This window comes from Pseudaeromonas sp. HNCC25DJ182, from assembly GCF_055413365.1.
On record NZ_JBVAYG010000012.1, the window covers coordinates 62,138 to 85,479 of the forward strand.

24 protein-coding genes and 1 tRNA gene are annotated in these 23,342 nt (G+C 57.8%); 12 read left to right on the plus strand and 13 right to left on the minus strand.

Annotated features, from left to right (window positions below; genetic code table 11):
* From ACZYUB_RS11040 to ACZYUB_RS11080, 9 genes are all read left to right on the plus strand, one after another.
* Nucleotides 1-1,107: a FecCD family ABC transporter permease gene (locus tag ACZYUB_RS11040; RefSeq protein ID WP_463947874.1), complete on the plus strand. Its 1,107-nt coding sequence runs from the start codon at nucleotides 1-3 to the stop codon at nucleotides 1,105-1,107.
* A complete protein-coding gene (locus tag ACZYUB_RS11045) occupies nucleotides 1,104-2,090 on the plus strand; it encodes an ABC transporter substrate-binding protein (RefSeq protein ID WP_463947875.1) in 987 nt (328 codons plus the stop codon). The genes ACZYUB_RS11040 and ACZYUB_RS11045 overlap by 4 nt, the downstream gene beginning before the upstream one ends.
* Nucleotides 2,066-2,863 (plus strand): ABC transporter ATP-binding protein, encoded by a 798-nt coding sequence (locus tag ACZYUB_RS11050; protein ID WP_463947877.1) that lies wholly within the window; start codon nucleotides 2,066-2,068, stop codon nucleotides 2,861-2,863. The genes ACZYUB_RS11045 and ACZYUB_RS11050 overlap by 25 nt, the downstream gene beginning before the upstream one ends.
* 340 nt (nucleotides 2,864-3,203) lie before the next feature.
* Nucleotides 3,204-4,529: a tyrosine-type recombinase/integrase gene (locus ACZYUB_RS11055; protein ID WP_463947879.1), complete on the plus strand. Its 1,326-nt coding sequence runs from the start codon at nucleotides 3,204-3,206 to the stop codon at nucleotides 4,527-4,529.
* On the plus strand, nucleotides 4,529-5,164 hold the full coding sequence (locus ACZYUB_RS11060; protein WP_463947880.1) for a hypothetical protein: 636 nt from the start codon (nucleotides 4,529-4,531) through the stop codon (nucleotides 5,162-5,164). The genes ACZYUB_RS11055 and ACZYUB_RS11060 overlap by 1 nt, the downstream gene beginning before the upstream one ends.
* A gap of 92 nt (nucleotides 5,165-5,256) precedes the next feature.
* Entirely contained in the window at nucleotides 5,257-5,445 is a 189-nt protein-coding gene (locus ACZYUB_RS11065; protein WP_463947881.1) for a helix-turn-helix transcriptional regulator, read from the plus strand.
* A 49-nt stretch (nucleotides 5,446-5,494) separates the two neighbouring features.
* On the plus strand, nucleotides 5,495-5,869 hold the full coding sequence (locus ACZYUB_RS11070; protein WP_463947883.1) for a hypothetical protein: 375 nt from the start codon (nucleotides 5,495-5,497) through the stop codon (nucleotides 5,867-5,869).
* A gap of 326 nt (nucleotides 5,870-6,195) precedes the next feature.
* Nucleotides 6,196-6,831, plus strand: a complete 636-nt coding sequence (locus tag ACZYUB_RS11075; RefSeq protein WP_463947884.1) for a YagK/YfjJ domain-containing protein — start codon at nucleotides 6,196-6,198, stop codon at nucleotides 6,829-6,831.
* 434 nt (nucleotides 6,832-7,265) lie between these two features.
* Nucleotides 7,266-7,463 (plus strand): hypothetical protein, encoded by a 198-nt coding sequence (locus tag ACZYUB_RS11080; RefSeq protein ID WP_463947886.1) that lies wholly within the window; start codon nucleotides 7,266-7,268, stop codon nucleotides 7,461-7,463.
* 448 nt (nucleotides 7,464-7,911) lie between these two features.
* On the opposite strand, the gene ACZYUB_RS11085 is transcribed toward ACZYUB_RS11080, so the two are convergent.
* The 4 genes from ACZYUB_RS11085 to ACZYUB_RS11100 all read right to left on the minus strand — a co-directional run bounded on the left by ACZYUB_RS11085 (nucleotide 7,912) and on the right by ACZYUB_RS11100 (nucleotide 11,751).
* A tRNA-Thr gene (locus tag ACZYUB_RS11085) sits at nucleotides 7,912-7,987 on the minus strand.
* Nucleotides 7,988-8,124: 137 nt separating this feature from the next.
* A complete protein-coding gene (locus ACZYUB_RS11090) occupies nucleotides 8,125-8,871 on the minus strand; it encodes a hypothetical protein (RefSeq protein WP_463947887.1) in 747 nt (248 codons plus the stop codon).
* 67 nt (nucleotides 8,872-8,938) lie between these two features.
* Complete coding sequence (locus tag ACZYUB_RS11095; RefSeq protein WP_463947889.1) at nucleotides 8,939-10,318, minus strand: alkaline phosphatase; 1,380 nt, start codon at nucleotides 10,316-10,318, stop codon at nucleotides 8,939-8,941.
* Nucleotides 10,319-10,344: 26 nt separating this feature from the next.
* Nucleotides 10,345-11,751 (minus strand): alkaline phosphatase, encoded by a 1,407-nt coding sequence (locus ACZYUB_RS11100; protein ID WP_463947891.1) that lies wholly within the window; start codon nucleotides 11,749-11,751, stop codon nucleotides 10,345-10,347.
* A gap of 213 nt (nucleotides 11,752-11,964) precedes the next feature.
* Between ACZYUB_RS11100 and ACZYUB_RS11105 the strand changes: the two genes are divergently transcribed.
* Together ACZYUB_RS11105 and ACZYUB_RS11110 are read left to right on the plus strand one after the other, a co-directional pair.
* Complete coding sequence (locus tag ACZYUB_RS11105; RefSeq protein WP_463947893.1) at nucleotides 11,965-13,188, plus strand: iron-containing alcohol dehydrogenase; 1,224 nt, start codon at nucleotides 11,965-11,967, stop codon at nucleotides 13,186-13,188.
* Between the two features lie 53 nt (nucleotides 13,189-13,241).
* Nucleotides 13,242-13,409, plus strand: coding sequence for a rubredoxin (locus tag ACZYUB_RS11110; RefSeq protein ID WP_463947894.1), 168 nt, complete (start codon nucleotides 13,242-13,244; stop codon nucleotides 13,407-13,409).
* Between the two features lie 73 nt (nucleotides 13,410-13,482).
* Here the strand turns inward: ACZYUB_RS11110 and ACZYUB_RS11115 are convergent, their stop codons facing one another.
* The 3 genes from ACZYUB_RS11115 to ACZYUB_RS11125 form a co-directional block, all read right to left on the minus strand.
* Entirely contained in the window at nucleotides 13,483-14,889 is a 1,407-nt protein-coding gene (locus ACZYUB_RS11115) for a peptide MFS transporter (protein ID WP_463947895.1), read from the minus strand.
* A 275-nt stretch (nucleotides 14,890-15,164) separates the two neighbouring features.
* A complete protein-coding gene (gene galU, locus ACZYUB_RS11120; RefSeq protein WP_463947897.1) occupies nucleotides 15,165-16,076 on the minus strand; it encodes a UTP--glucose-1-phosphate uridylyltransferase GalU in 912 nt (303 codons plus the stop codon).
* A gap of 147 nt (nucleotides 16,077-16,223) precedes the next feature.
* On the minus strand, nucleotides 16,224-16,541 hold the full coding sequence (locus tag ACZYUB_RS11125) for a ComEA family DNA-binding protein (protein WP_463947898.1): 318 nt from the start codon (nucleotides 16,539-16,541) through the stop codon (nucleotides 16,224-16,226).
* Between the two features lie 224 nt (nucleotides 16,542-16,765).
* Here ACZYUB_RS11125 and cysQ point away from each other — a divergent pair, with 224 nt between their 5' ends.
* Nucleotides 16,766-17,527: a 3'(2'),5'-bisphosphate nucleotidase CysQ gene (cysQ, locus tag ACZYUB_RS11130; RefSeq protein ID WP_463947963.1), complete on the plus strand. Its 762-nt coding sequence runs from the start codon at nucleotides 16,766-16,768 to the stop codon at nucleotides 17,525-17,527.
* Between the two features lie 101 nt (nucleotides 17,528-17,628).
* Here cysQ and ACZYUB_RS11135 read toward each other — a convergent pair whose 3' ends face one another.
* From ACZYUB_RS11135 to trpCF, 6 genes are all read right to left on the minus strand, one after another.
* Entirely contained in the window at nucleotides 17,629-18,576 is a 948-nt protein-coding gene (locus ACZYUB_RS11135; protein WP_463947900.1) for an L-lactate dehydrogenase, read from the minus strand.
* A 270-nt stretch (nucleotides 18,577-18,846) separates the two neighbouring features.
* Complete coding sequence (locus ACZYUB_RS11140; RefSeq protein WP_463947901.1) at nucleotides 18,847-19,164, minus strand: YciI family protein; 318 nt, start codon at nucleotides 19,162-19,164, stop codon at nucleotides 18,847-18,849.
* A 59-nt stretch (nucleotides 19,165-19,223) separates the two neighbouring features.
* Entirely contained in the window at nucleotides 19,224-19,763 is a 540-nt protein-coding gene (locus ACZYUB_RS11145; protein WP_463947903.1) for a septation protein A, read from the minus strand.
* A 115-nt stretch (nucleotides 19,764-19,878) separates the two neighbouring features.
* Nucleotides 19,879-20,685 (minus strand): tryptophan synthase subunit alpha, encoded by an 807-nt coding sequence (gene trpA, locus ACZYUB_RS11150; RefSeq protein ID WP_463947905.1) that lies wholly within the window; start codon nucleotides 20,683-20,685, stop codon nucleotides 19,879-19,881.
* Nucleotides 20,685-21,875, minus strand: coding sequence for a tryptophan synthase subunit beta (trpB, locus tag ACZYUB_RS11155; protein WP_463947906.1), 1,191 nt, complete (start codon nucleotides 21,873-21,875; stop codon nucleotides 20,685-20,687). The genes trpA and trpB overlap by 1 nt, the downstream gene beginning before the upstream one ends.
* Before the next feature lie 61 nt (nucleotides 21,876-21,936).
* Complete coding sequence (trpCF, locus tag ACZYUB_RS11160) at nucleotides 21,937-23,340, minus strand: bifunctional indole-3-glycerol-phosphate synthase TrpC/phosphoribosylanthranilate isomerase TrpF (RefSeq protein WP_463947908.1); 1,404 nt, start codon at nucleotides 23,338-23,340, stop codon at nucleotides 21,937-21,939.
* Nucleotides 23,341-23,342 lie beyond the last annotated feature (2 nt).

The following is a 23,342-nucleotide window of genomic DNA, read 5'->3' on the forward strand; positions in this document are numbered from 1 at the left end:
GTGTCCGATCAACAACCGCAGCCGTCAACTCGGCAACCTACGGCAGATTCTGCGGCCAAATCGACCGCGTCCACATGGATGGCGGATCGCCATTGGCGCGGCGCCGGGCTGAGCCTGCTGCTGCCCGCCGGTGCATTGCGCGTGCTCGGCCTCTTGTTGCTGGTGCTGGCACTGGTCAGCATTTTGGCCATGGCCTTGGGCCCCTTGTGGATCAATCCGCTGGATCTGCAGGCTCCTTCGCCGCTGCAGCAGTTGGTGCTGTTCGAATTACGCTGGCCACGGCTGTTGCTGGGATTAGTGGTCGGCGCCAGTCTGGCGGTGGCCGGCTTTGTGCTGCAGAGCCTGACCCGGGTGTCGATTGCCGCGCCTTCGGTGCTGGGCTTGGCCGATGGCGCGGGTTTGAGCGTGGTGCTGGTGCTGTTTGCCGGTGAGGCGCTCTGGGGCGGGCACCTGCTCAGCCCCCAGGGCATGGCGCTGGCCGCATTGGCCGGAGCTGTGGCGGTGCTGATGCTGTTGCGTGGCCTGAGTCGGCGCGACGGCGATCTGGAGAAGATGGTGTTTGCCGGTCTGGTGGTGGCCGCCATCTGCAAGGCGTTGGTCAGCCTTTTACTGCTGCTGAGTCAGAGTGATATGGCGATGCAGGCACAGATCTGGCTGGTGGGCTCCCTGGCCCAGGCCAATCCCGCCCTCAATCGCTGGCTGCTGGCGGCCTGTGTGCTGCTCTTGGTCCTGACGCTGCTCAACTACCGAGCGCTGGCGCTGTATCGCCTCTCCGATGAGGTGATGGGGAGTCTGGGGCAGCCAGTGGGCATCAGTCAGCGCTGGCTCTATTTGTTGGCCGCAGGACTCACAGCCATCGCGGTTGCCGGGGCCGGACAGATAAGCTTCGTCGGCCTGGTGGTGCCCCATCTCATCCGGCGTATCTGTCCACGCGGCGTTCCGGCTCAACTCATCGGCAACGCCTGTGGCGGAGCCTTGCTGGTGGTCTCCGCCGATGTGCTGGCGCGTAACCTGTTCTCCCCTTACGAGCTGCCGGTGGGGATCTTCACCGCGCTGATTGGCGTGCCCTGTTTTCTCTGGCTCTATGGCCGGGGAGGGCGATCATGAATGCCCTCTGTTTGCTGTTGGGGGTGGGGTTGTCGCGCGATTGGCTGACGTTACGGCTGCGGGTCCTTGTTTTACAGATCATGCTCCTACCGATCCTGCTGCTGCCACTCTCGGCGGCGGCTTATGCCTCGGAAACGGCGACCGCGCTGCGGGTGGTGACCCTGAGCAATGACAGCACCGAAGCCCTGCTGGCGCTGGGGCTCAAACCTGTGGGGGCCACGCGCTCGCTTAACGGTCAGCCCTGGTATCCGCATATTGCCGCCCAGATGCAAGGCGTGACGGTGGTGGGGTTGGAGAATGCCCCGAATCTGGAGCTGATTGCCAGCCTGCAACCGGACTTGATCCTCGGTAGCCGCCAGCAATCGGCGCGGCTGCGAGCCACTTTGGAGCGCATAGCCCCGACCGTGCTGGTCCGGGATAGCCGCAAAGGCTGGCAGCAGAACTTTCTGCTGTTTGCCCGGGCACTCGGGCAGGAGCCCGCCGGGATCAAGCGTCTGGCCCAGGTGCAGGCGCGGATCGCGTGCCTGAAACAGGCGTTGCAGCAGCAGCCGCTGCGCCAGGTCAGTGTACTGCGCTTTAATCCGGGCCAGGTGCGCCTCTACCAGCTGGATTCGTTCAGCGGCGAGCTTTTTTCTGCCCTCGGTTTGACGCGCCCGGCCAGCCAGAATGTTCACGCCTATGGGGTCAATAACTTCAGCGCTGAGCGCATCGCCGAGCTGGAGGCCGACTGGCTGTTCTATTTCACCTATGGGGCCCGTCGCCAGCAGAGCACCTTGCTCTATCGCGAGGCATTTATGAGCGATCCGGCCTGGCAGCAGCTGTCGGTGGTGCGACATAACCGGGTACGCAGTCTGGATGATGTGATTTGGAATACCGCCAACGGCATCCTGGCCGCCGGGGTGGCGCTGGATCAGATCCCCCAGTTGTTTTCACTCGCTATCCCTGAAGGAGGTGCCCTGTGCCGTTCGTCTGTGAAGGATTGACTCTGGGTTATGACGCCAGCCCAGTGCTGAGCCAGTTTTCGCTGGCGCTGCCCCGCGGCCAGCTGGTCGTGTTGCTGGGGGCCAATGGGTGCGGCAAGTCCACCTTGCTCAAGGCGTTGGCCGGACATCTGGCACCGGCTCAGGGGCGGATCCTCTTCGAGCAACGTCCGCTGGCCGATTGGCCTGCGGTGGAGCGGGCGCGGCGACTGGCCTATCTGCCTCAGTATCCCGAACTGTTTGCCGATCTGACGGTCTTTGATCTGGTGCGTTACGGGCGGTTTCCCCATCAGGCTCTGCTGCGCCAGTGGCAGGCCGAGGATGAAGACGCCGTGCAGCAGGCTCTGGCTCAGACTGGATTGCTGGATCTGAGAGCTCGACGTTTGTCCTCGCTCTCCGGTGGTCAGCAGCAACGGGCCTGGATCGCCATGGTGCTGGCCCAGGAGGCGGAGGTATTGCTGCTCGATGAGCCCATCAACCATCTGGATCTGAATCATCAGGTCGAGATCCTGGATCTGCTGACCGACCTGCGCCTGCAGGGTAAGACGCTGGTGGTGGTGCTGCATGATCTGAATCTGGCCAGCCGTTATGCCGACCAGCTGGTCTTGCTGCATCAAGGCCAGATCCTGCAGCAAGGTCCGGCGGCTGAGGTGCTGCAAGCCAGCAGCATTGAACAGGCCTACGGCCAAGCCGTTACTGTGGTCACGGATCCCGTGTTCGGCACCCCCTGGGTGATCCCCACAGGGCGCCACGCCAGCCGCCAACTCAGGCCATAAGCCCGAAGAGTGCTGCTTGCCGTGTTATTGCCAGAAACGGCTCTTGGCCAGAGGGATAGGCAGCCCTAATGGAGCTCAAAAAGCACAAAGGGTTAGCCTCGTTAAGAAGCTAACCCTTTGTTTTATATGGTGCCGGTAATAGGAGTCGAACCTACGACCTTCGCATTACGAAACCAGATTTTTACGGTTTTTGGCTGTTTCACTGTGTTTCATTGGCCTGTTATTAATTGTTATTAAATCAATGGTATACGCTGTATTTGCTGCGTCTTGTTGTATCACTAAATATCGCCCTATATCATGTGAAGTGTTGGGCATGGTGTTGGGCATAAATGGGGTGGGTATGGCAGATAAGCAACCGCGAAAACCGATTACGCAAGATCGGGAAGTCGCCGCACTAACGACCGAAGAAGGGAAGAAGGTTAGCCGCTTCACCGTCTATTCAAAACACGGTGGCGGGCTTCATGTGGAGGTGCGCCCTGATGGCCTCAAGCGGTTTAACTATCGGGCCAGACTGGACGGGAAACAGTTTGATTACCAGATCGGGCTTTATCCCGCGATAACACTCGCCAAGGCCAGAGCTGCCCACGGTGAAGCGGTTGCCTTGGTCAAGCAAGGCATAGACCCGCGCCAAGCTGCGAAACAGGTGAAAACCAAGAATCTCGAAATGCCGACCCTTGGCGAGTGTTACCGCGATTGGCTGGCGATGCGGGCCAAGTCGAAACCCATAGGGCCGCGAACCTTGAGCGACTATGAGGGAACCTTTGCCCGCCACCTTGAACCCTTGCTAGGCAATACCCGTGTTTGTGATTTGTCCCGCGCCCTGTTGTATGACCATTTCCGCAAGGTGGCGACCAAGGAAGGCGCAAGAAAGGGGCTGATCGTGCTGAATATGTGCCTCGACCATGCCGTGCTGTTGGGCCATATGGAGATCAACCCCGCCCGCTTGCTCAAGCCCGCCATGTTTGGCGCATCCATGCCGCCGCCCCGTGAGCGATGGCTAACCCGTGATGAGGTTGGGCTGCTATGGGCTGCGCTGGACGCTGCGACCGCTGGCGCTGGTGCTGTGACCGTAGGGGGCCGAGGAATCGCCTCTAGCGTGGTTCTGTCGCTTTCTGTGGCTAATTGCTTACGTCTGATCCTTCTCACCGCTGTGCGCCGTTCTGAGGCTGTGGGGATGCGCTGGGATCAGATTAATGGCGACCGATGGACAATCCCCGAAACCAAGAACGGACGCGCCCATGTGGTAACCCTTCACCCGCTGGCGCTGGAGATTATCGAGCGACAAAGGCCGCTATCCGGTGGCCCTTATGTGTTCGAGTCCACCAGCAAGGCCGGACACCCGATTACAGGGGATGCCGTCACCCGTGCGCTGGAGCGTGTTCGCCTCAAGTATCTGGCCGAGCTTGCGCCATTCAGCCCGCACGACCTGCGCCGCAGTGCGGCAACGGGGGCTGCTGAATATCTGGACGCGCCCGAGCGCCTGATCGAGCTGATGCTAAACCATGTGCCGAAAGACAGGCTGATCCGCACCTATCAAGTCGGCCAGCAAGCCGAGAAGCTGCGAGCCCTGTTTCTGCGCTGGGGTGACTTCATTCAGACGATAACGCAACCGGAGCAAGCCAAGCCGGATAACGTGGTATCGGTGAATTTTGGGGGGAGAGGGTGATGAAAGCTGAGGATTTGATTCAACCCCGATATGAGTGGCGTCTTGTTGAGACTTCACCAGAAGAAAAATGTGAGAAACCATCAGATTTCGCTGATGAATACCCAATAGATGATGTATTGGCTTTTTTTGTAAAACGGGTGCGCCAAGGTGCGCCAATCAGTGAGGCAACTCTGCGATTAGTTGCCGAGGGCGTTGAGCGACATATTAAGAACAATGATTGCAACCCGTGGCCTGTTGTTGGAGCTAATGGCGGGCGACCAATTAGTGAACGGCCGTCTGATGATGTTTTACTTAAATCGGCCGAGGTTCAATTTTATCGCCGTTTTTTACCGGACTTCGATGGACGCAAACCATTAAAACAAGAGGTTCTGGCAGTTCAATTTGGTGTTAGCGTCAGAATGATACGCACATGGGAGAGCCTACCCATTCCAAGGTTTCACGACTGGAGGCGTGCGCCGCGAAAACAAAGCGCGTATTTAGTGTTCAATCGCAGAATACAGGAGCTTATGGACAAGGAGGAAATTGGCAGAGATTGTTACTTCTCTGGTTTCGTTTCGCCAGATAACGCCAAAATAGTGCAAGAATCTGAAATGCTGAATTTTATGGACGAAGGGGATGAGAACTCGTTAGTTTGATTCCCCCTTCATTCGTGGAGCAGTGATACCAACTGCCATAAGGTGATGCTCGAAGGTAAGGCATTCGGCCGAGCCATTATCGAGGTATCATTATGCTAATTCCAACATCTCAAGTCTCAACGCGCCTTGGTGTGAGTCGTTCAACTGTGGAGCGCTTACGCCGTAATCCTGCCGCTAAATTTCCAAAGCCTATCAAGATCGGCCCTAACTCAGTGCGCTATGACGCTGCCGAATTGGATCAATGGCTGGATGCCCGCCGCGTTGGGGGTGATCATGTCTAATCACTGCGCCCCTGAGTGGGCATTCCCTAGGCTGAATAGCGAGGCCCGAATGATGCTGGCTGTTCTGTTGCGCGATGAATCTGTAGCAGAGACGGAGCTTTGTCGCCTGTTCGGCCATAACTACCGCTCTGCAATCCAGACCCTTGAGGGAGAGCGCTATCAGTGGCGGATCATTAATCTGCCGGGGGCTGACGGAAATACGGTTGCCCGCAAGTTGGACGACCGCCACAAGTCAGGTGATCTCCGTCTTGATGCGCAAGCCCGTCTTGAGCGGCTAGTCGAGCTTCGCACTAAGAGCGCCATTCAAGCCGCTCGGGAGAAACGCAGGGCCGCTATCGCACGGGCCGAGCTGGTGGACGCCATTGAGCGACTTGAGGCGTTTAACGCTGCAAACGAATACGCCCCGACCGAGGCCGAGGCGTAATCCAAAAACTGCTGGTGGCCGTGACTTTGGCGAGTAGGGCCACCAGCCCATTGAGACTAATCCCATGCTGAGAGAATGTCACGCTTGCCGTTTGGCTGGGCGGGTTGAGCGCTGCCCAATTGAATCTCTGGTACATCCTGAAACAATTTACGCTAATTGTCTTGTGCTAATTGTCTTGTGCCGAATTGATGAAGCCCAGAGCTGGCGCGGGTTGGCGGGTGATGAAGGGAGCGAAAAAAGCGCGGTTATTTATAATATCTATAGGTCTTTAAAGGTCTTTATCTCTGTATTGTTACAACTGGGCCGCTCAAAAATGGTGAACGGCCATGTTTGAATGTGATGACCTGCCAGCCAGCGTGATCGCCAAAGCGACAGGGGAAACCAAGCGCAAGCGCGGCCAGAGATACGGGCATGTCACATACCAGAAGGGCTACAGCTACGCCGGAAAGCGGTACCCGATTAACTCAGAAAAATCGGGTTGCTACACAAAAATTCTGCAACGGATAATCGAGCAAATAACGGCAATGAGGGCGCACTATGGCCGAGTCTTGTTTGTGCGGCTTGACCTGCGTCATAAGGGTTTTGGCGACGACAACTCACTGATGAGTGCCTTCATGAAATCAGCCCGCGCCATTGTCCAGAGTCGATATAAAACGCCGCACCTTGGTTACCTGTGGGCGAGAGAGCAGGAGCGGGCGAAGCACCAGCACTATCACGTTTTCTTGTTGGTCGATGGCGACAAGGTAAACCACCCGTCCGCGCTGCTGGGATGCCTTGCTGATAGCTGGGCCAGACAAGGCGGAACGTTATCAATACCGGAAAATTGTTACATCCTGGTTGTCGATGAGGATTCCGAAGCGGCGGCCATACATCGAGCCAGCTATTTAGCGAAAGGGCGCGGCAAGGGATACCGCCCTGATGGAGCGAGGGACTTTGATTGTTCGCGTATCAAATTACCATGACCGGCTAATGGGCAGTGTATCCGCCAACGGCGGAGTCCCGGTCAGCGCGACACCCCAAACCATACAGATCCGTATGGTTTGGGAGACCGGAAAAAATATCCGGTCAAATGTTAACCCCCGCCGCACGGGAGCCAGTGAGGTGAAATATCTAAAGTGCCGGAATCTCGGCCTTTCGAGATCGCAGCACGGGAGCCAGCTTTTGACCTGAAGGTGTAGCAGGCACGCTACAGCGACCACCACGCCACACGGGAGCAGTGAGCGGTGAAAGGTTTTCACCGGATTTAAATACCAGGAATTCCGGTAATAATGCGCATGGCAAGTCCGCGCCCTTGCTGGAGCTCCACCCTTTTGAGTTGAGTAATTTCTGCGCACTCAACGTCGACAGAGTAGGGATGATAATATGGCTGCGTATTCATCCGGTTAAGGTGCTAACCATGAGTGACATTGACCCCGAACTGATCCCGACCGCTCAACTTCTCGAACACGCACTACAGGCCGAGCAGATGCCACCGCGCCGCTGGTTATGCCGCTATGGTGAACTGGATTGGATAACCGGAGTGCCGAAGCTGGCGAAACGCTACAAGGCGCTGAGATGTGCCAAGCTGGCTATGATGACCGGACGCCTGATCTGACATTTCGAGTCAAAGGTGAGGCAAGGTTTTCAGCTACTCCATGAACTTCCAGACTATAAAAAGCACGGTCAGAAGTAAGGTTCGGGTAATGTTTTGCGGTTCCAGGTGGCGAGGTGTTGAGGATTGTTGAGGTTGGAACCTGATATTCAATGTTGATAAAAGTTGACCTTCAACACGCCACCGGAGCGCCGCCAATGTCGCGGAGCTAGTTTCTATAGGCCCTAAAGAGAGCAAGAACCAACAAGCCCACCCCTAAACGGATGGGCTTTTTTGTGTCCGTGTTTGATGGGAGTAAGGCAGTAGGGGGGGTGAGTTCGGGGTGGCTTGCCTGCGAAATAAAGCGCCTATGCGTTGTGAAGTGTTGGGCATAGTGTTGGGCATAAACGCAAAAATCAGCCAAAAAACACAAAGGGTCACAACCTGATGAGCTGTAACCCTTTGTTTTAACTGGTGCCGGTAATAGGAGTCGAACCTACGACCTTCGCATTACGAATGCGCTGCTCTACCAACTGAGCTATACCGGCCTGGGGGGATATTCTCCGCATTTTATCAGTCAGATCAATCCCTTCGAGGCGCTTTGCTTCACGAAATGCTCCCCTGGTGATGCGTTTGCCGTCTTTTTGAACAAGCGTGCACCCTTCCGACGAGGGTATGAATCCCGTTAGTCAAAGAAGTCGCTGATCTCTTTACGGTCATACTCTTCCAGCTTCAGCCAGGGCAGGCGGTCGGCGGCGAGCGGGGTTTTGAGTTTGACCTCCATCCGGTACTGCTTGTAGCCATCGCGGGTATGGCGGTCGAGGGCCAGCGCCAGTTGCAGTGTATCGGACCACAGCACGCGCATGATGGTATTGCCCTGTTCGCGCTGATACCAGCGGGCGCCAGCGGGGGCCTCTTCATCGGTGGCGGTGAAGTCCGCCAGCAAGGCCGGATTGAACAACTGGCTCAAGCTGATCCAGTCCGGGTTAAACCCTGCCTGGCCATACTCCATCGGTGGATAGTAGACCTGATTTTTATGGTAGTGGTCGACATAGACCAGGCTCAGGCTCTGGTCGGGTTGCTGGGTCACCCAACGCGCCGCCATCTGGTACATAAAGTGTTTATGGGGGGTCTTAGAGTTGTCGTGGAGCTGGTGAAAGGCGCGGGCGACCGGCAACGGGATCAGCCGTTCACTCCAGAGGGTGTCGGCGGTGCGGATCCAGCGCTCCTTATAACTGTGTTGCTGGGTGATGCCATCCGGGCTCACTTCCAGGGTGTGGTAGCTGATCAGGGCATTGATATCGGGTGGTGTGGTGGCTGCCGAAGCCGTGGCACACAGCAGCACAGCGGGAAGTAGAGCACGACACAGCAGCCCGGAGGCAGAGCGACAAAACAGAATGAAACAGACAGACACGGCAAAAGAACCCGGCATAGAACAACATCCTTTTTTACAGACGAAAAAGCAGGCCCAGCCGGGCCTGCCTGTCACGAGGGCGTGATTAGAGATCCAGCGCCGTCTTCACCAGCTCGAACACCTTGGTGTTATCCAGGGTGCCCTTGAAGGTATTGGCGTTGGTACCACTGGCAAACAGCATGACATCGCCACCGCCATGGGTCTCGGAGCCGAGTTTCACGCCACTTTCTTGCAGATAGTCATCGGCCATGACCTCGTCGCTGGTCAGATCGGTGCGGGTCTCCTTGCGATTTGGACCGTTACCGAAGGCTAGCGTGGTGATGGCGTTGCCATTCACATCCCGCTTGATGGTCTTGTCACTGCCTTCCTTGACCAGATCCAGGATGTTGTTGCCCTTGGCCGAGTAGCCATTGAAGGTCATGGTGTGGTCATGGTCGGCGGTGACCACGATCAGGGTGTCCTTCAGGTCTACCTTGGCCAGTGCTGCCTTGATGGCATCATCGAAGGCGACGGCATCTTGCAGCGCCCGCTTGGCATTGGTGCCGTGCAGGGCGTGGTCGATACGACCCCCTTCGACCATCAGGAAGTAACCTTCCGGCTTGTTCTTCAGGATGTCGATGGCCTTGCTGGTCATCTCGGCCAGGGAGGGTTGGGTACTGGCGGCGTTCTTCTGCCGATCCAGATCGTAATCCAGATGGTAGTCGGTGGTGAACAGACCAATCAGGCGGCTGGTGGCGGCTGGATCCACAGCGGCCAAACCGGCTTTGGTGGTCACGCTGGCATAGCCTTGCGCCTGGAGCTCGGCAGGTAAGTCCCGACCATCGGCGCGACCACGTTTGTTGCTGGTGGCGTTGTAGGGGGTCCAGTAGTTGGCGCCACCGCCCATCAGGACGTCTACGCCATCACCCAGTGCGGTATTGAAACCGGCACCACCGGGTACCGCTTGCACGGCTATGTCATAAGCCGCATCGCGATGGCAGATATGGGCATAGGTCGCAGCCGGGGTGGCGTGGGTCAGCTCGGTCGTGGTGATGGAGCCCACCGCCTTGCCCTTGGCCTTGGCCAGCTCCAGCAGGGTCGGTACCGCCTGGCCATTGGTGCTGGCACAGCCGCTGAGACCCTTGTTGCCGTTCGCGTCTTTCTTTGGCGCTTCGGCCACCGTATCGGCGCTCATGGAGATGACTTCGTTGTTCATCTTCACGCCGGTCATGTAGGCAGCCATGGAGGGCGCCGAGTCGGTGGTCTGGGCATCATGGGAGAAGGTCTTGATGCGGGCCGCGTAGTCCAGGGTTTCCATGGTCAGCAAGCCTTCTTCGCCGACGCTATAGATCTGGGCGGCGGTGACCGTGGTCGGGCCCATGCCATCCCCGAGGAAGAAGATGACATTCTTGGCCGGAGCCGCCAGAGCGGCGGATGAAGCAAGGGCCGTGGCGATAGCGGCACTGAGCAGGATCGGTTTTAACATGATGAGAGTTCCTTGAATTCGGGTGATTACAGACCGGCGGCCGTCTTGAGCTTGTTGAATACGGCGGTGTTTTCCATGACACCGTGGAAGCTGTCGGCTCCCATACCGGTTGCCCCGAGGAAGACATGGGTGCCACCGTGGGTTTCACTGCCCGGAGTTCCGACTTCGAAGACCACTTCCTGGCGATAGTCATCGGCACTGGTCATGGCATCGTCGATGGCGGTACGTGGGCCATCAACGCGGTTGGAGCCGTTTCCGAAGCCGATGATGGAGTAGGGCATGCCGTTGGCATCGGTCGCCGGTTGACCCACACTGCTACCGGCGTAGTTTTTCACTACCCCCAGAACACCAGCTTCGCTGTCGGTGGTCTTCCCGGTGCGCTTGGCATAACCGTTCAATACCAGCGTGTGGTCATGGTCGGCGGTGACCACGATCAGAGTGTTCTTCAGCTCCGGATCCAGAACCTTCATCTTGTCGATGGCGGTCTTGATGGCGGTATCGAAGGCGATGGTATCTTGCAGTGCCCGCTTGGCATTGGTGTCATGCAAGGCGTGGTCGATGCGGCCACCTTCGACCATCAGGAAGAAGCCTTTCTCTTTCTGGCTCAGCAGATCGATGGCCTTGGTGGTCATGTCGCTCAGGGACGGCTCTGTACTGCTTGCGTTTTTCACGCGATCCAGCTCATAGGAGAGGTGGCTGCCGTTGAACAGACCGAGCAGGGGCTTGTCGGTGCCTGCGGCGTTCATCTCGCTCAGGGTGCTGGCGTAGTTATAACCCAGCGCCTGCAATTCGCTGATCAGGTTGCGACTGTCGGTTCGGGAGCCGGAGGCATCGCTGGGCAGAAATTGCTTGCGGCCACCGCCGAGGATGACATCCAGACCCGAGCCCAGGGCGCTGTTAAAGCCAGTACCATTCGGCACTAATTGTACCGCGATGTCGTTTTCCAGATCCCGATTACAGATGTGAGCATAAGTCGCCGCCGGTGTGGCGTGGGTGACCCGGGTGGTAGTGACAACCCCGGTGCCCATGCCGGAAGCCTTGGCCAGCTCCAGCAGGGTGGTCACTGCCTTGCCTGCGCTGGTGGAGCAGTCCGCTTGCTGGGTGGCGGCGCTATCCATGGAGATGACACCGTTATTGCTCTTCACGCCGGTCATATAGGCCGCCATGGAGGGCGCGGAGTCGGTGACCTGGGAATCGTGGGAGTAGGTCTTGAGGAACGCGGTCTCCGGCAGGGTATCGATAGTCAGGCTACCATCCTCGCCGTAGGCATAGATCCGCGATGCGGTCAGGGTGGTGATGCCCATGCCGTCGCCGAGGAAAAACAGCACGTTTTTCGGTGTCGGTTTGACGGTCGTTTCGGTCGAATCGCTATTACAACCGGCGACTAGTAGTCCGGCGGAGAAGAGCAGGGCAAGAGGTGCCAACTTGTGCATGGTAGTGAAACTCCTGTACTGAAAGTGGCTCGATACTAGGAGCTGGTTGTGACAGTTTTATGGACGGAACATGATGGAAATGTCTAATTTCTGTGAAATTTGCCGATTTATTAATGACGTAGCGGCTAGTGTTTGTTATTTTGTAACGTTCATTCACTATTGTTGGTTATGCGATAAAATTGCATAAATTCAACAACAGCCTAGGAGAGACGCATGGACAATTTCGCATTTCACAACCCCACCAAGATCCTGTTTGGTACAGGTCAAATCGCGGCGGTCGGTCAGGAAATCCCGCAAGAGTCACGCATTCTCATCACCTATGGCGGTGGTAGTGTGGTCAAGTTCGGCGTATTGGACGAGGTCAAGGCCGCTCTGGCCGGACGTCCACTGTTTGAATTTTCCGGCATCGAGCCCAACCCGACCTATGAAACCTTGATGCAGGCGGTTGAGTTGGTGAAGCGGGAGAGCATTGATTTTCTGCTGGCCGTCGGTGGTGGCTCCGTGATTGATGGCACCAAATTCATTGCCGCCGCGGCCTGCTGGGGCGGCTCTGATCCCTGGGATATACTGCTGGATGGCGGTGCCACGGTTAAAACCGCATTGCCGATGGGCGCCGTGTTAACCCTGCCAGCTACCGGCTCGGAGATGAATTGCGGGGCGGTGATCAGTCGCAAGGAGACGCGGGTTACCCTCCCGGCGGCCAACGGCGCCAATGCCGGGGTCTCGATGATTACCAAGAGTCAGCAGGACAAACTCTACTTCACGCACCCGGCGGTCTATCCGCGCTTTTCGGTGCTGGATCCGACCAAGAGCTACACGCTGCCACCCCAACAGACCGCCAATGGTATCGTCGATGCCTTTGTCCATGTCATGGAGCAGTATCTGACCTACCCGGTGGATGCCAAGGTCCAGGACCGTTTCGCGGAGGGGCTGTTGCTGACCCTGATCGAAGATGGCCCCAAGGTGTTGGCCGAGCCGGAAAACTATGCGGCCCGCGCCAATATCATGTGGACGGCGACCATGGCGCTGAACGGTTTGATTGGTACCGGTGTGCCGCACGATTGGGCGACCCATATGATGGGTCACGAGCTCACGGCGCTGCAGGGATTGGATCACGCCCGGACGCTGGCGGTGATCCTGCCTGCGGTGCTGGAACAACAGCGCGACAGCAAGCGGGAAAAGTTGCTGCAATACGCCGCGCGGATCTGGGATCTGCATAGCGGCGACGAGGCGAGCCGGATCTCGGCGGCTATCGCCAAGACGCGCGAGTTCTTTGAATCGCTGGGTGTGGCCACTCGATTGGCCGCGTATGGTGTCACCGCCGAAGCCATTGCACCTGTGCTGGCCAAACTGGAGCAGCATGGCCGTTTCCCACTCGGCGAGCGTCAGGATGTGACCCTGGACGCAAGTCGTCGCATTCTTGAGGCCTCGCTCTGAGTCTTTCTCGCCTGATTCCGCTAGGGTTGGGAGAAGAGAGCAGGAGGTTCGCGATGGCAAGATGGCGCTGTGAAGTGTGTGATTATATTTACGACGAGGCTGAAGGGCTTCCCGAAGAGGGGATAGCGCCGGGGACTCCCTGGTCGCTGGTTCCCGAGGATTGGCTCTGCCCGGATTGTGGCGTCAGTAAAGCCAGTTTTGTGTTGGATGACGAGACCTGAGAGAGACGTCCACTGAAACGACAAAGCCCCCGAAATCGGGGGCTTTTTTTACGGATTTTTTCTGCAACAGTTCTTAGTGGCTGGTAACAACCACATCATCGGCGGTGTGAGTCGGCTCTTCGGCATGGCCTTCGGCACCGTGCATCCAGTAGATCAGCTTGTTGGCAAACACCAGCAGGATGGCGGCACTGGCCACGGCGGTGATGGCGATACCACCGAAGATGGACATGGCACCGGATTCACCGACATAGGAGCCGATCATGCCGGCGGCATAGTTGGCCAGGGCGACAAAGCCGAACCAGGCACCCATCATCAAGGAGGCCAGACGCAGCGGCGCCAGCTTGGTGACCATGGACAGACCGATAGGCGACAGGCACAGCTCGCCCAGGGTGTGGAACAGGAAGGCGCCGACCAGCCAGAACATGGAGGTCTTGACGGTTTCATCGCCACCTTGCTGCAGTACGGCCCCGATCATGAACAAGAAGCCAACAGCCAAGAACAGCAGGCCCATGGCAAACTTCACCGGTGAGCTGGGTTCACGTTTCCCCAACTTGACCCAGATGGCGGCAACGAGCGGCGCTAGCGTGATGATGAAGAAGGGGTTCAGGGACTGGAACCAGGCGGTCGGTACTTCAAAGCCGCCCAGCATCCGATCGGTGTAGTTCTGGGTGTACAGGTTCATCAGACCACCGGCCTGTTCGAAACCAGCCCAGAAAATGATGGTAAACAGACCCATCATCAGGATGACTTTGATGCGATCCACTTCCTGCTTGGTCAGGGGGGCTTTTTGCGCAGCACTGCGTTGAGCGGCGGCCCGTTGGGCGGCTGGCACACGACCGATATCGCCCAGATAGCGTTGGGACAACAGCGCCTGGATCAGCAAGGAGATGAGCATACCGATACCGGCAGCGACGAAGCCGGCTTGCCAGCCCCACTTGGCGGCAACGGCACCCGCCACAAAACCGGCCAGCAGCGCGCCCAGGTTGATGCCCATGTAGAAAATGGTGAAGGCCCCATCACGGCGGTGATCCCCTTGCTCGTACAAGTCACCCACCATGGTGGAGATGTTGGGTTTGAACATACCGTTACCGGCGATCAGCAGTGCCAGACCCACATAGAACACCTGGTCGACAAGACCCGGGAACATGGCATGGGGCAGAGCCAGGGTAAATTGACCCATGGCCATCATGATGGCGCCGAAAACGATGGCGCGACGCTGACCGAGGAAGGTATCCGCCAACCAGCCACCGATGAGCGGTGTGATGTAGACCAGACCGGTGTAGATGCCATACAGCTTGAGGGCATCGGCTTCTGTCCAGCCCAGGCCGCCGGCTGTGGTCTGGGCAGTCAGATAGAGCACCAACAGAGCGCGCATGCCGTAGTAGGAGAATCGCTCCCACAGCTCGGTGCTGAATAACAGGAAGAGTCCCTTGGGGTGTCCCCACAGGGTACCTTGTTGTGACGGTATGGATCTGGACATGAACTTCACCTTGATTCTGTTGTTATTGTGTTCCCGCTCAGCGAGAGGCAAACGTTATAAAACAGCAACAGCGTAAAATCCAGAAAACAGATCAATTTTATGGTGAATTCATCCGGAATGTGACGATTATTCCGATTTATGGGTTGCTCATTTGAGCTTATTTGGCGATATAAACGTTTTCCTGACTCATTGTTAGCATAAAGTTGTGGTCGGATCTCGGGCACAAAAAAGGGCGGTATGACCGCCCTTCGGAAACTGCAGCTGAGCCGGGATGATTAATCCAGCTGGGCAACAACCTCTTTAAGATAGGCTTTGAAGTCGGCGCCAATGCTCTTGTGGCGCAGGCCGTAAACGATGTTGGCTTTCATATAACCCAGCTTGCTGCCGCAATCGTGGCTCATCCCCTTCATCCGGTAGGCATCGACCTGCTCCTTCTCCATCAACATGGCGATGGCATCGGTGAGCTGGATTTCATCGCCCGCGCCGAGCGGGGTTTTTTCCAGCAGCGGCCAGATATTGGCGGAGAGCACATAACGACCGACTACCGCCAGGTTGGAGGGGGCCTCCTCGATGGAGGGCTTCTCGACCATGGCGGTCATCGGCATGGACTCACCGGCGGCTAGGGTGCCGCCATTGATATCGGCAATTCCGTAGTCACTGACTTTATCTTGCGGCACCGGCTCGACCATGATCTGGCTGACTGAGGTATCGATGAAGCGTTGGACCATTTCGGCCAGATTGTCCTTGAGCGGATCGCTCGCCACTTCATCGATCAGCACATCCGGCAGCAGCACGGCAAACGGGCTGTCACCGACCAGTGGATGAGCACAGAGAATGGCGTGACCCAAGCCCTTGGCCTCGCCTTGGCGGATGTGCATGATGGTGACATCTTTGGGGCAGATGTTCTGCACTTCGGCCAGCAGCTGACGCTTGACCCGCTTTTCCAGGGTTGCTTCCAGCTCGAAGCTCTTGTCAAAGTGGTTTTCGATGGAATTCTTACTGGAGTGGGTAACCAGAATGATCTCTTTGATGCCCGCAGCAATCGCTTCTTTAACGACATACTGGATCAGGGGCTTGTCGACTACCGGCAACATCTCTTTGGGAATGGCTTTGGTGGCAGGCAGCATACGTGTGCCAAGACCGGCTACCGGGATAACGGCCTTGCGCACAATGATCTCTTTTTTCATGTTTCATCCTTGCTCAACAACGAGTGGCTAACCACATGATAGCCGAGCTTGGCGTCCGCTCCAATCGGATTACTTGCCGCGGGTCAGCTGAGGTTCAGTGTCGAATGGGCCGCCTCAAGCCGGACAGCCCACTCCCCAGAGGGTGGATTAATCGAGGGTCAGCTCGGCTTGATGCTCACTGACAAATCGCTCACTGATACCGTTTACTTCCGCCAGCTCTTCCAGGCTCTTGAAACCGCCATGTTCGGTCCGCCAGGCAATGATGGCGTCGGCCTTTTTCTTGCCGATCCCCTTGAGGGCCATAAATTGTTCTGCGGTGGCGGAGTTGATAGGGAGCTTGGCGCTATCGACCTGCTGGGTTGTCGCCTGCGCATCGGTAGTGGCGGTATCGGCGGCGAACGCCATATTGCCGATAAAGGGTTGGGTTGCCAGTAACAGGGCAAAGAGGGTGGTTTTGAGTGTCATGCAAAATCTCCTGAAAAATAGTTAGCTATCAATGGCCTGAAGCCATGTTCAGCATCGGGAAGTTTTGCGCCGAAGAGGACTGTCAGTTCGTCCGGTTGGCAGGGGACGTATTACCGATATGGGTAGGATGAGGTGTCCAGACTTGGCTATAACTCATTGATTTTCGATATTAGGCCTCCGATCATCTCTGGGGTAAGATGCGAGCATCAAGAGGGAATACGATGATGCAACTGACAGACAAATTGATTGATTCGGTCATCAAGGTGGCCGAGGAAGCGGGCAAGGCGATCCTGGGGGTCTATGACGGCCCGATAAAGGTAACAGTCAAGGAGGACGAGAGTCCGCTGACCCAGGCAGACAAGGCGGCACATAACGTCATCGAGTATGCACTGCAGCACCTGACGCCGGAGTGGCCTGTGGTGTCGGAAGAATCCGATGAGCTGGCTAAACAGCGCCGCACACAAGCAGCCTGTTACTGGCTGATTGATCCGCTGGATGGCACCAAGGAGTTTATCCGTCGCAATGGCGAGTTCACGGTGAACATTGCGCTGATCGTTCATGGCAAGCCGGTGTTCGGGGTGGTGCATGTGCCGGTGACGCGACTGAGTTACTGGGGTGGATTGGGGCTGGGCTCCTGGAAGCGCAGTGATCAGGGACAGCAGGCGATCAAGGTCAGCCCGCCACTACCCGGTTTTCCGCTCAAGGTGGTGGGCAGTCGCTCGCACCTGACCGCGGAAACCGAAGCCTATCTAGCGGCGCTGGGCGAGTATGAATTGGTGTCGGTGGGGAGCTCCTTGAAGTTCTGCCTGATCGCCGAGGGTAAAGCCCATCTCTATCCGCGACTGGGACCAACCTGTGAATGGGATACGGCGGCGGCACAAGCCGTGCTCGAGGGCTCAGGAGGCCATGTCGAAACCCTGGAAGGCGAGGCGCTGCACTACAGTAAGCCGGATATTCTCAATCCCTGGTTTGTGGCCCGGACCTGAACCTTGGTTCGCGCGGAGCCGTGAGTCGCTGATATGAGACGGGGGCCTAAGTGGGCCCCCGTTTCATGTTCATGCGTGTTGGCTTGTCGGCGGATAGTGCGTTAACGCAAGTCGCTCTGGGCTATGACCTGGGCCGCCAGTGTCTGCAGATATTCGGCGGAGAGTCGCAACTGCGCCAGCTCTCCGGCGGTGAGCGGATACTCCAGAATACGGGCGACGCCACGACTATCCACCAGGGTCGGCACACTCAGCACACAATCCTCGATCCCGTATTGGCCCTCCAGCAAGACCCCCACTGGCAAAATGGACCCCTCATTGAACAGGATCGCCTGCACGATCCGGTAGAGGCTGGCGGCTATGCCATGGTTGGTATTCTGCTTGCGCTGGAAGATCTCGAAACCGGCTTGCTTGACCTCTTCGAGCAGTTTGCTGTGATCGATGCGGGGACGGCCGACCATGTCGCACCAGGCATCCATAGGAAGCCCGCCGATATTGGTAATGCTCCAGGGGATGAAGCTGGTTTTGCCGTGTTCGCCCAGCACATAACCCATGACGTTTTTCGGATCCAGTCCCACCTTGTCGCCGACAATTTTCATAAAGCGGGCCGAATCCAGCACGCAACCGGCGCTGATGACCCGCTCGGCAGGATAACGGGTGTTGCGGATGACAAAACGTGTGACCAGATCCACCGGATTGGTGGCAAATAGCAAGATGGCCTCAGGAGCCACCTTCTCCAGCTCGCGGGCAATATCCACAGTAATGCGGGCGTTGATCAGCGCCAACTCATCCCGGCTTTGTCCCTGCTTGATCTGCGCCCCGGCTGTGATGATGACCAAGCGACTTCCTGCGCAATCGGCGTAGCTGCCATGGGTCAGTTTGACGTTGCGGCTGAAGGTGAGGGAGGTGGTATGGCCGAAATCCAGGATCTCGCCCTTGGCCTTCTCGTCATTTAGATCCACCAACACCAAGTTGTCGCAGGCCCCATTGAGCAACAGGTACTGACAGACCGAGACGCCGACTGCGCCTGCACCTATGACTGAAACTTTCATCTTGTTCTCCTGACGGAGCATCCCGAATCCGGATGCGATGCTCACTGTATTGCAAAACCTTTGCCATATATATATCTGCATTTATTGTCATTAAGTAGTGCAAAACCACAAGTTCGGACAATTTTATGGGTGCAATCGCTTAAGGCTGGTGCAGGAAAGGCGGCGAACAACCTGAGCGTTAGCGAGCAGCAAGAGAGACAGGACAAGATGCACAGAACAAACAGGGCGCCTTGCTGCCGCCCTGCTGGAGATCCGGGAAAACGCGGCGATTTAGAAGAAGGTTTGTTCCGGCTTGACGGTGATCTTAAGCGGCTTGACGGTGACCTTGGCATACACACCCGCGGCGACATAGGGGTCGGCATCGGCCCACGCTTGTGCCTCGCTCAGGCTGGCAAACTCGGCAATCACGGTACTACCGGTAAAGCCTGCGTCAGCCGGATCCTCGGCGTCGATGGCCGGATTCGGTCCTGCCAGCAGCAGACGTCCGGCGTCGTTGAGCGCCTGCAACCGGGCCAGATGGGCCGGACGGGCTTCCTTGCGCAGGGGCAGGCTGTTGCTCACATCTTCGGAATAGATCAGATACCACATGGTGGGCTCTCCTTGGCAATGGGATCAAAAACACAGGCGCCATGGGGCGCCTGTGGTGGTTACTCTTTTTGTTCGGCCGGTAGATGGCGGTAGAGGTAAAACACCGTCAGCAGGGTAAACAGCAGCGTCATGCCCAGCAGGCCGAACACCTTGAAATTCACCCACACCTCTTGGGGCAGGTTGAAGGCTATATAGGTATTGGCGGCGGCACAAAGTGCGAAAAAGCCAGCCCACGCCAGATTGACGCGATTCCAGATGGCATCCGGCAGTTGCATCTCCTTGCCCAGCATCTGCTTGATCAGCGGCTTCTTGAGCATCAGCTGGCTGACCAGCAGGGCCCCAGAGAACAGCAGATTAATCACTGTGACCTTCCATTTGATGAAGGCATCGTTATGGAAGAACAGGGTGAAGCCACCGAACACCAGCACCATGCCGAGGGTAATCAGGTGCATCTTCTCCAGCTTGCGCAGGGTGAACCAGGTGATGGCGATCTGCAGTACCGTCACCACCATCAGGGCCCCGGTCGCAGCATAGATGTCATAGAACTTGTAGACGGCGAAGAACACCAGCAGGGGGATCAAGTCGAAAAACTGTTTCATGCCTGGACCTCATCAAAATCGAGGCCCCAGTCTAGCGACTGATCGAGGAGAAACAAAGTAAAAAGCCCGGGATCCACTGGATCCCGGGCTCTGAATTATTCACTTGGGGTGTTATTTAGTGAGCGGTGGCGGCCTTCATCTCGTGCACAAATTGCTCAAGCGCGGACAGCATCTGGGCCGGGTTGGCCAGATTCTTCTCGATGATCTTGACCACCGCCGAGCCGGATATGGCTCCTGCGGCACCGGCGGCAATCGCCTCCTTGACCTGAGCGGGCTCGCTGATGCCAAAACCCAGCAGCGCGGGGGCGGCATGGAACGACTTGAGCGTTTCTATGAGATGGCCCACCGGCTTACCCGCCCGGGTCTCGGTGCCGGTCACCCCGGCGCGACTGAGCAGGTAGGTGTAACCGGAGCCTAACTCGGCCACCTTCTGCAGCGTGGCCTCGTCGCCATTGGGCGGCGCGATAAAGATGGAGGCGATACCGGCCTTATCGGCTGCCGCTTTGTAGGGGGCTGACATCTCAACCGGAACGTCGGCGACCAGCACCGAATCGACTCCGGCGGCGACGGCGCGCTGATAGAAGCCATCGATGCCTTTGGCATAGACCAGGTTGGCATACAGCAGCAGGCCAATCGGCAGCTTTGGGTACTTGGCACGCACCTGCTCGAGGATTTCAAAGCAGGTATCGGGTGTGGTACCGGCATTCAGAGCGCGTGTGGTGGCGTCCTGAATCGTCGGGCCGTCCGCCACCGGATCGGAGAAGGGGATCCCCAACTCCAGGGCATCGGCACCACCGGCCACCAGGGCATCGATGATCTGCAATGACAGCTCAGGCGTGGGGTCGCCCAGCGTCACGAACGGCACAAAGGCGCCCTCATTCTTGGCGGCGAGATCGGCAAACAGTTCAGCGTAACGGCTCATTACAGGGCTCCTTGCTTTTGCAGAATATCGGCGACGGTGAAGATGTCCTTATCGCCACGGCCGGAGAGATTGACGATGAGCACCTGCTCCAGCTCCGGATTTTCACGGGCCATTTTCAGGCCATGGGCCAGGGCATGGGAGGATTCCAGGGCCGGAATGATCCCTTCATGCCGTGCCAGCTCCTGGAAGGCATCCAGCGCCTCCTGATCGGTGATGGAGACATATTCGGCACGCCCGGTGGCGGCCAGATGGGCGTGTTGCGGGCCGACGGAGGGGAAGTCGAGACCCGCCGAGATGGAGTAAGACTCCTCGATCTGACCATGCTTGTCTTGCATCAGGTAGGAGTGCATGCCGAAGAAGACACCCTTGGTGCCATGGCCCAGCGGCGCGCCATGTTCGCCACTCTCGATGCCATGACCACCCGGCTCGACGCCAATCAGGCGCACGCTGGCATCCTCGATAAAATCGGCAAACATACCGATGGCATTGGAGCCACCGCCGACACAGGCGATGACGGCGTCGGGCAAGCGGTGTTCGACTTGTTGCAGCTGCACCTTGGCCTCTTCACCGATCATGCGTTGGAACTCGCGCACTATGGTCGGGAAGGGGTGGGGGCCGGCGGCGGTGCCCAGCATGTAGTGGGTGTCTTCGTAGTTGGCGGTCCAGTCGCGCAGCGCCTCGTTACAGGCATCCTTGAGAGTGGAAGAACCGGCGGTGACTGGCACCACTTCGGCCCCCATCAGGCGCATGCGGAACACGTTGGGCTTCTGGCGCTCCATATCCACGGCACCCATGTAGACGCGGCAGGGCAGATCGAGCAGGGCACAGGCCAGGGCGGTAGCCACCCCATGTTGACCGGCACCAGTCTCGGCGATGATGCGGGTCTTGCCCATGCGCTTGGCCAGCAAGGCTTGGCCCAGCACCTGGTTGGTCTTGTGGGCGCCACCGTGCAGCAGGTCTTCACGCTTGAGATAGAGCTTGGTCTTGGTGCCCTTGGTCAGGTTACGACACAGGGTCAAAGGCGTTGGCCGACCGGCATATTCGGTCAGCAGGGTGCGGAACTCTTCATGAAAGGTCGGATCGGCCTGGGCATCGAGAAAGGCTTTTTCCAGCTGCAACAGGGCCGGAACCAGGATCTGCGGCACATACATGCCACCAAATTCACCAAAAAACGGGTTGAGCAGAGTCATTACAATCGTCCTTAAAGTAAGAGGCTAAGCCTGGGACTAAGCCGGGAACTATGCCTGTGGCTTAGTAGGCTCGTAGCGCCGTGAAGGCGCGTTGGAGTTTGTCGGCATCCTTGATGCCGGGGGCAGACTCCACGCCTGAATTCAGATCCAGCCCGAGACAGCCGACCCGACTCGCGTGTTGCGCATTGTCCGGGTTGATGCCGCCCGCCAGCATCAGCTGAGTTTTATCCAGCTCATCCAACAGGCTCCAGTCAAAGCTCTGACCGGTGCCGCCGCTCTGCTGGCCCACCTGAGTGTCCAGCAGGATGCGATCGACCTGACTGGCTAATTCGTGGAGTTCGTGACGCGGCAATTGCTCACCGATGGCCACGGCCTTCCAGATCTGGCAGCCTTCCGGCAGCGCCGAACGCAGGGCGGCGATATAGGCGGAGTCCTCCTGACCATGTAATTGCACCGCCGCCAGGCCCAGCTGGTGCACGGTCTGCAGCACTGTATCCAGCTCGGCGTTCTGGAATACGCCGACATAACGCAGCGGGGCGGCGGTCATTACCGTCTTGGCCTGCGGAATATCCACACAACGCGGGCTCTTGCTGACGAAGATCAGCCCACCGTGGACGGCGCCAACCTGATAAGCGGCTTGTGCCGCTTCCGGCGTGGTGAGGCCACACACCTTGTTTTGTCCCAGGATCAGCTGGCGACAGGCCAAGTCCACATCGGCTTGCACCATCAGCGAGGAGCCGACCAGGAAGCCGTTGGCGAAGGTACTGAGATCCTTGACCTGGGCATGGCTATGAATGCCCGACTCGCAGATGATGATGCGATCGCTCGGCAGTCTTGGCGCCAACTGCTTGGTGCGGTTCAAGTCGATGGTGAGATCGCGCAGGTTGCGGTTGTTGATGCCGACTACCTTGGCGCCCAGGGCGATGGCCCGCTCCAGCTCTTCCTCGTTGCTGACTTCGGTCAGGATCCCCATCTGCAGGCTGGTGGCGACGGCGGCGAGCTCGCGATAGGCCCGATCGGTCAGTACCGAGAGCATCAGCAGCACGGCATCGGCCTGATAGTGACGGGCCAGATAGATCTGGTACGGATCGATGACAAAATCCTTGCACAACACGGGCACCGAGACCTGGGCGCGCACCTGGGGCAGAAAATCGAAGCTGCCCTGAAAGTACTTCTCATCGGTCAGCACCGAGATGGCGGCGGCGTAACGGCCATACACAGCGGCAATAGCGGCCGGATCGAAGTCGTTGCGGATCAGTCCCTTGGAGGGAGATGCCTTCTTGCACTCGAGAATAAACACAGTACGCTCGCCAGAGAGCGCCGCGGTGAAGTCCCGATCGCTGGGCGTCAGTTGGTCGATAAAACCGGCTAACGGCTGACTGGCTTTGCGGGCCTCAACCCACAGCTGCTTGTCGGCGACAATTTTGCCGAGCACTGTCTGGTTGATGGATTCAAGATTCAGCATGG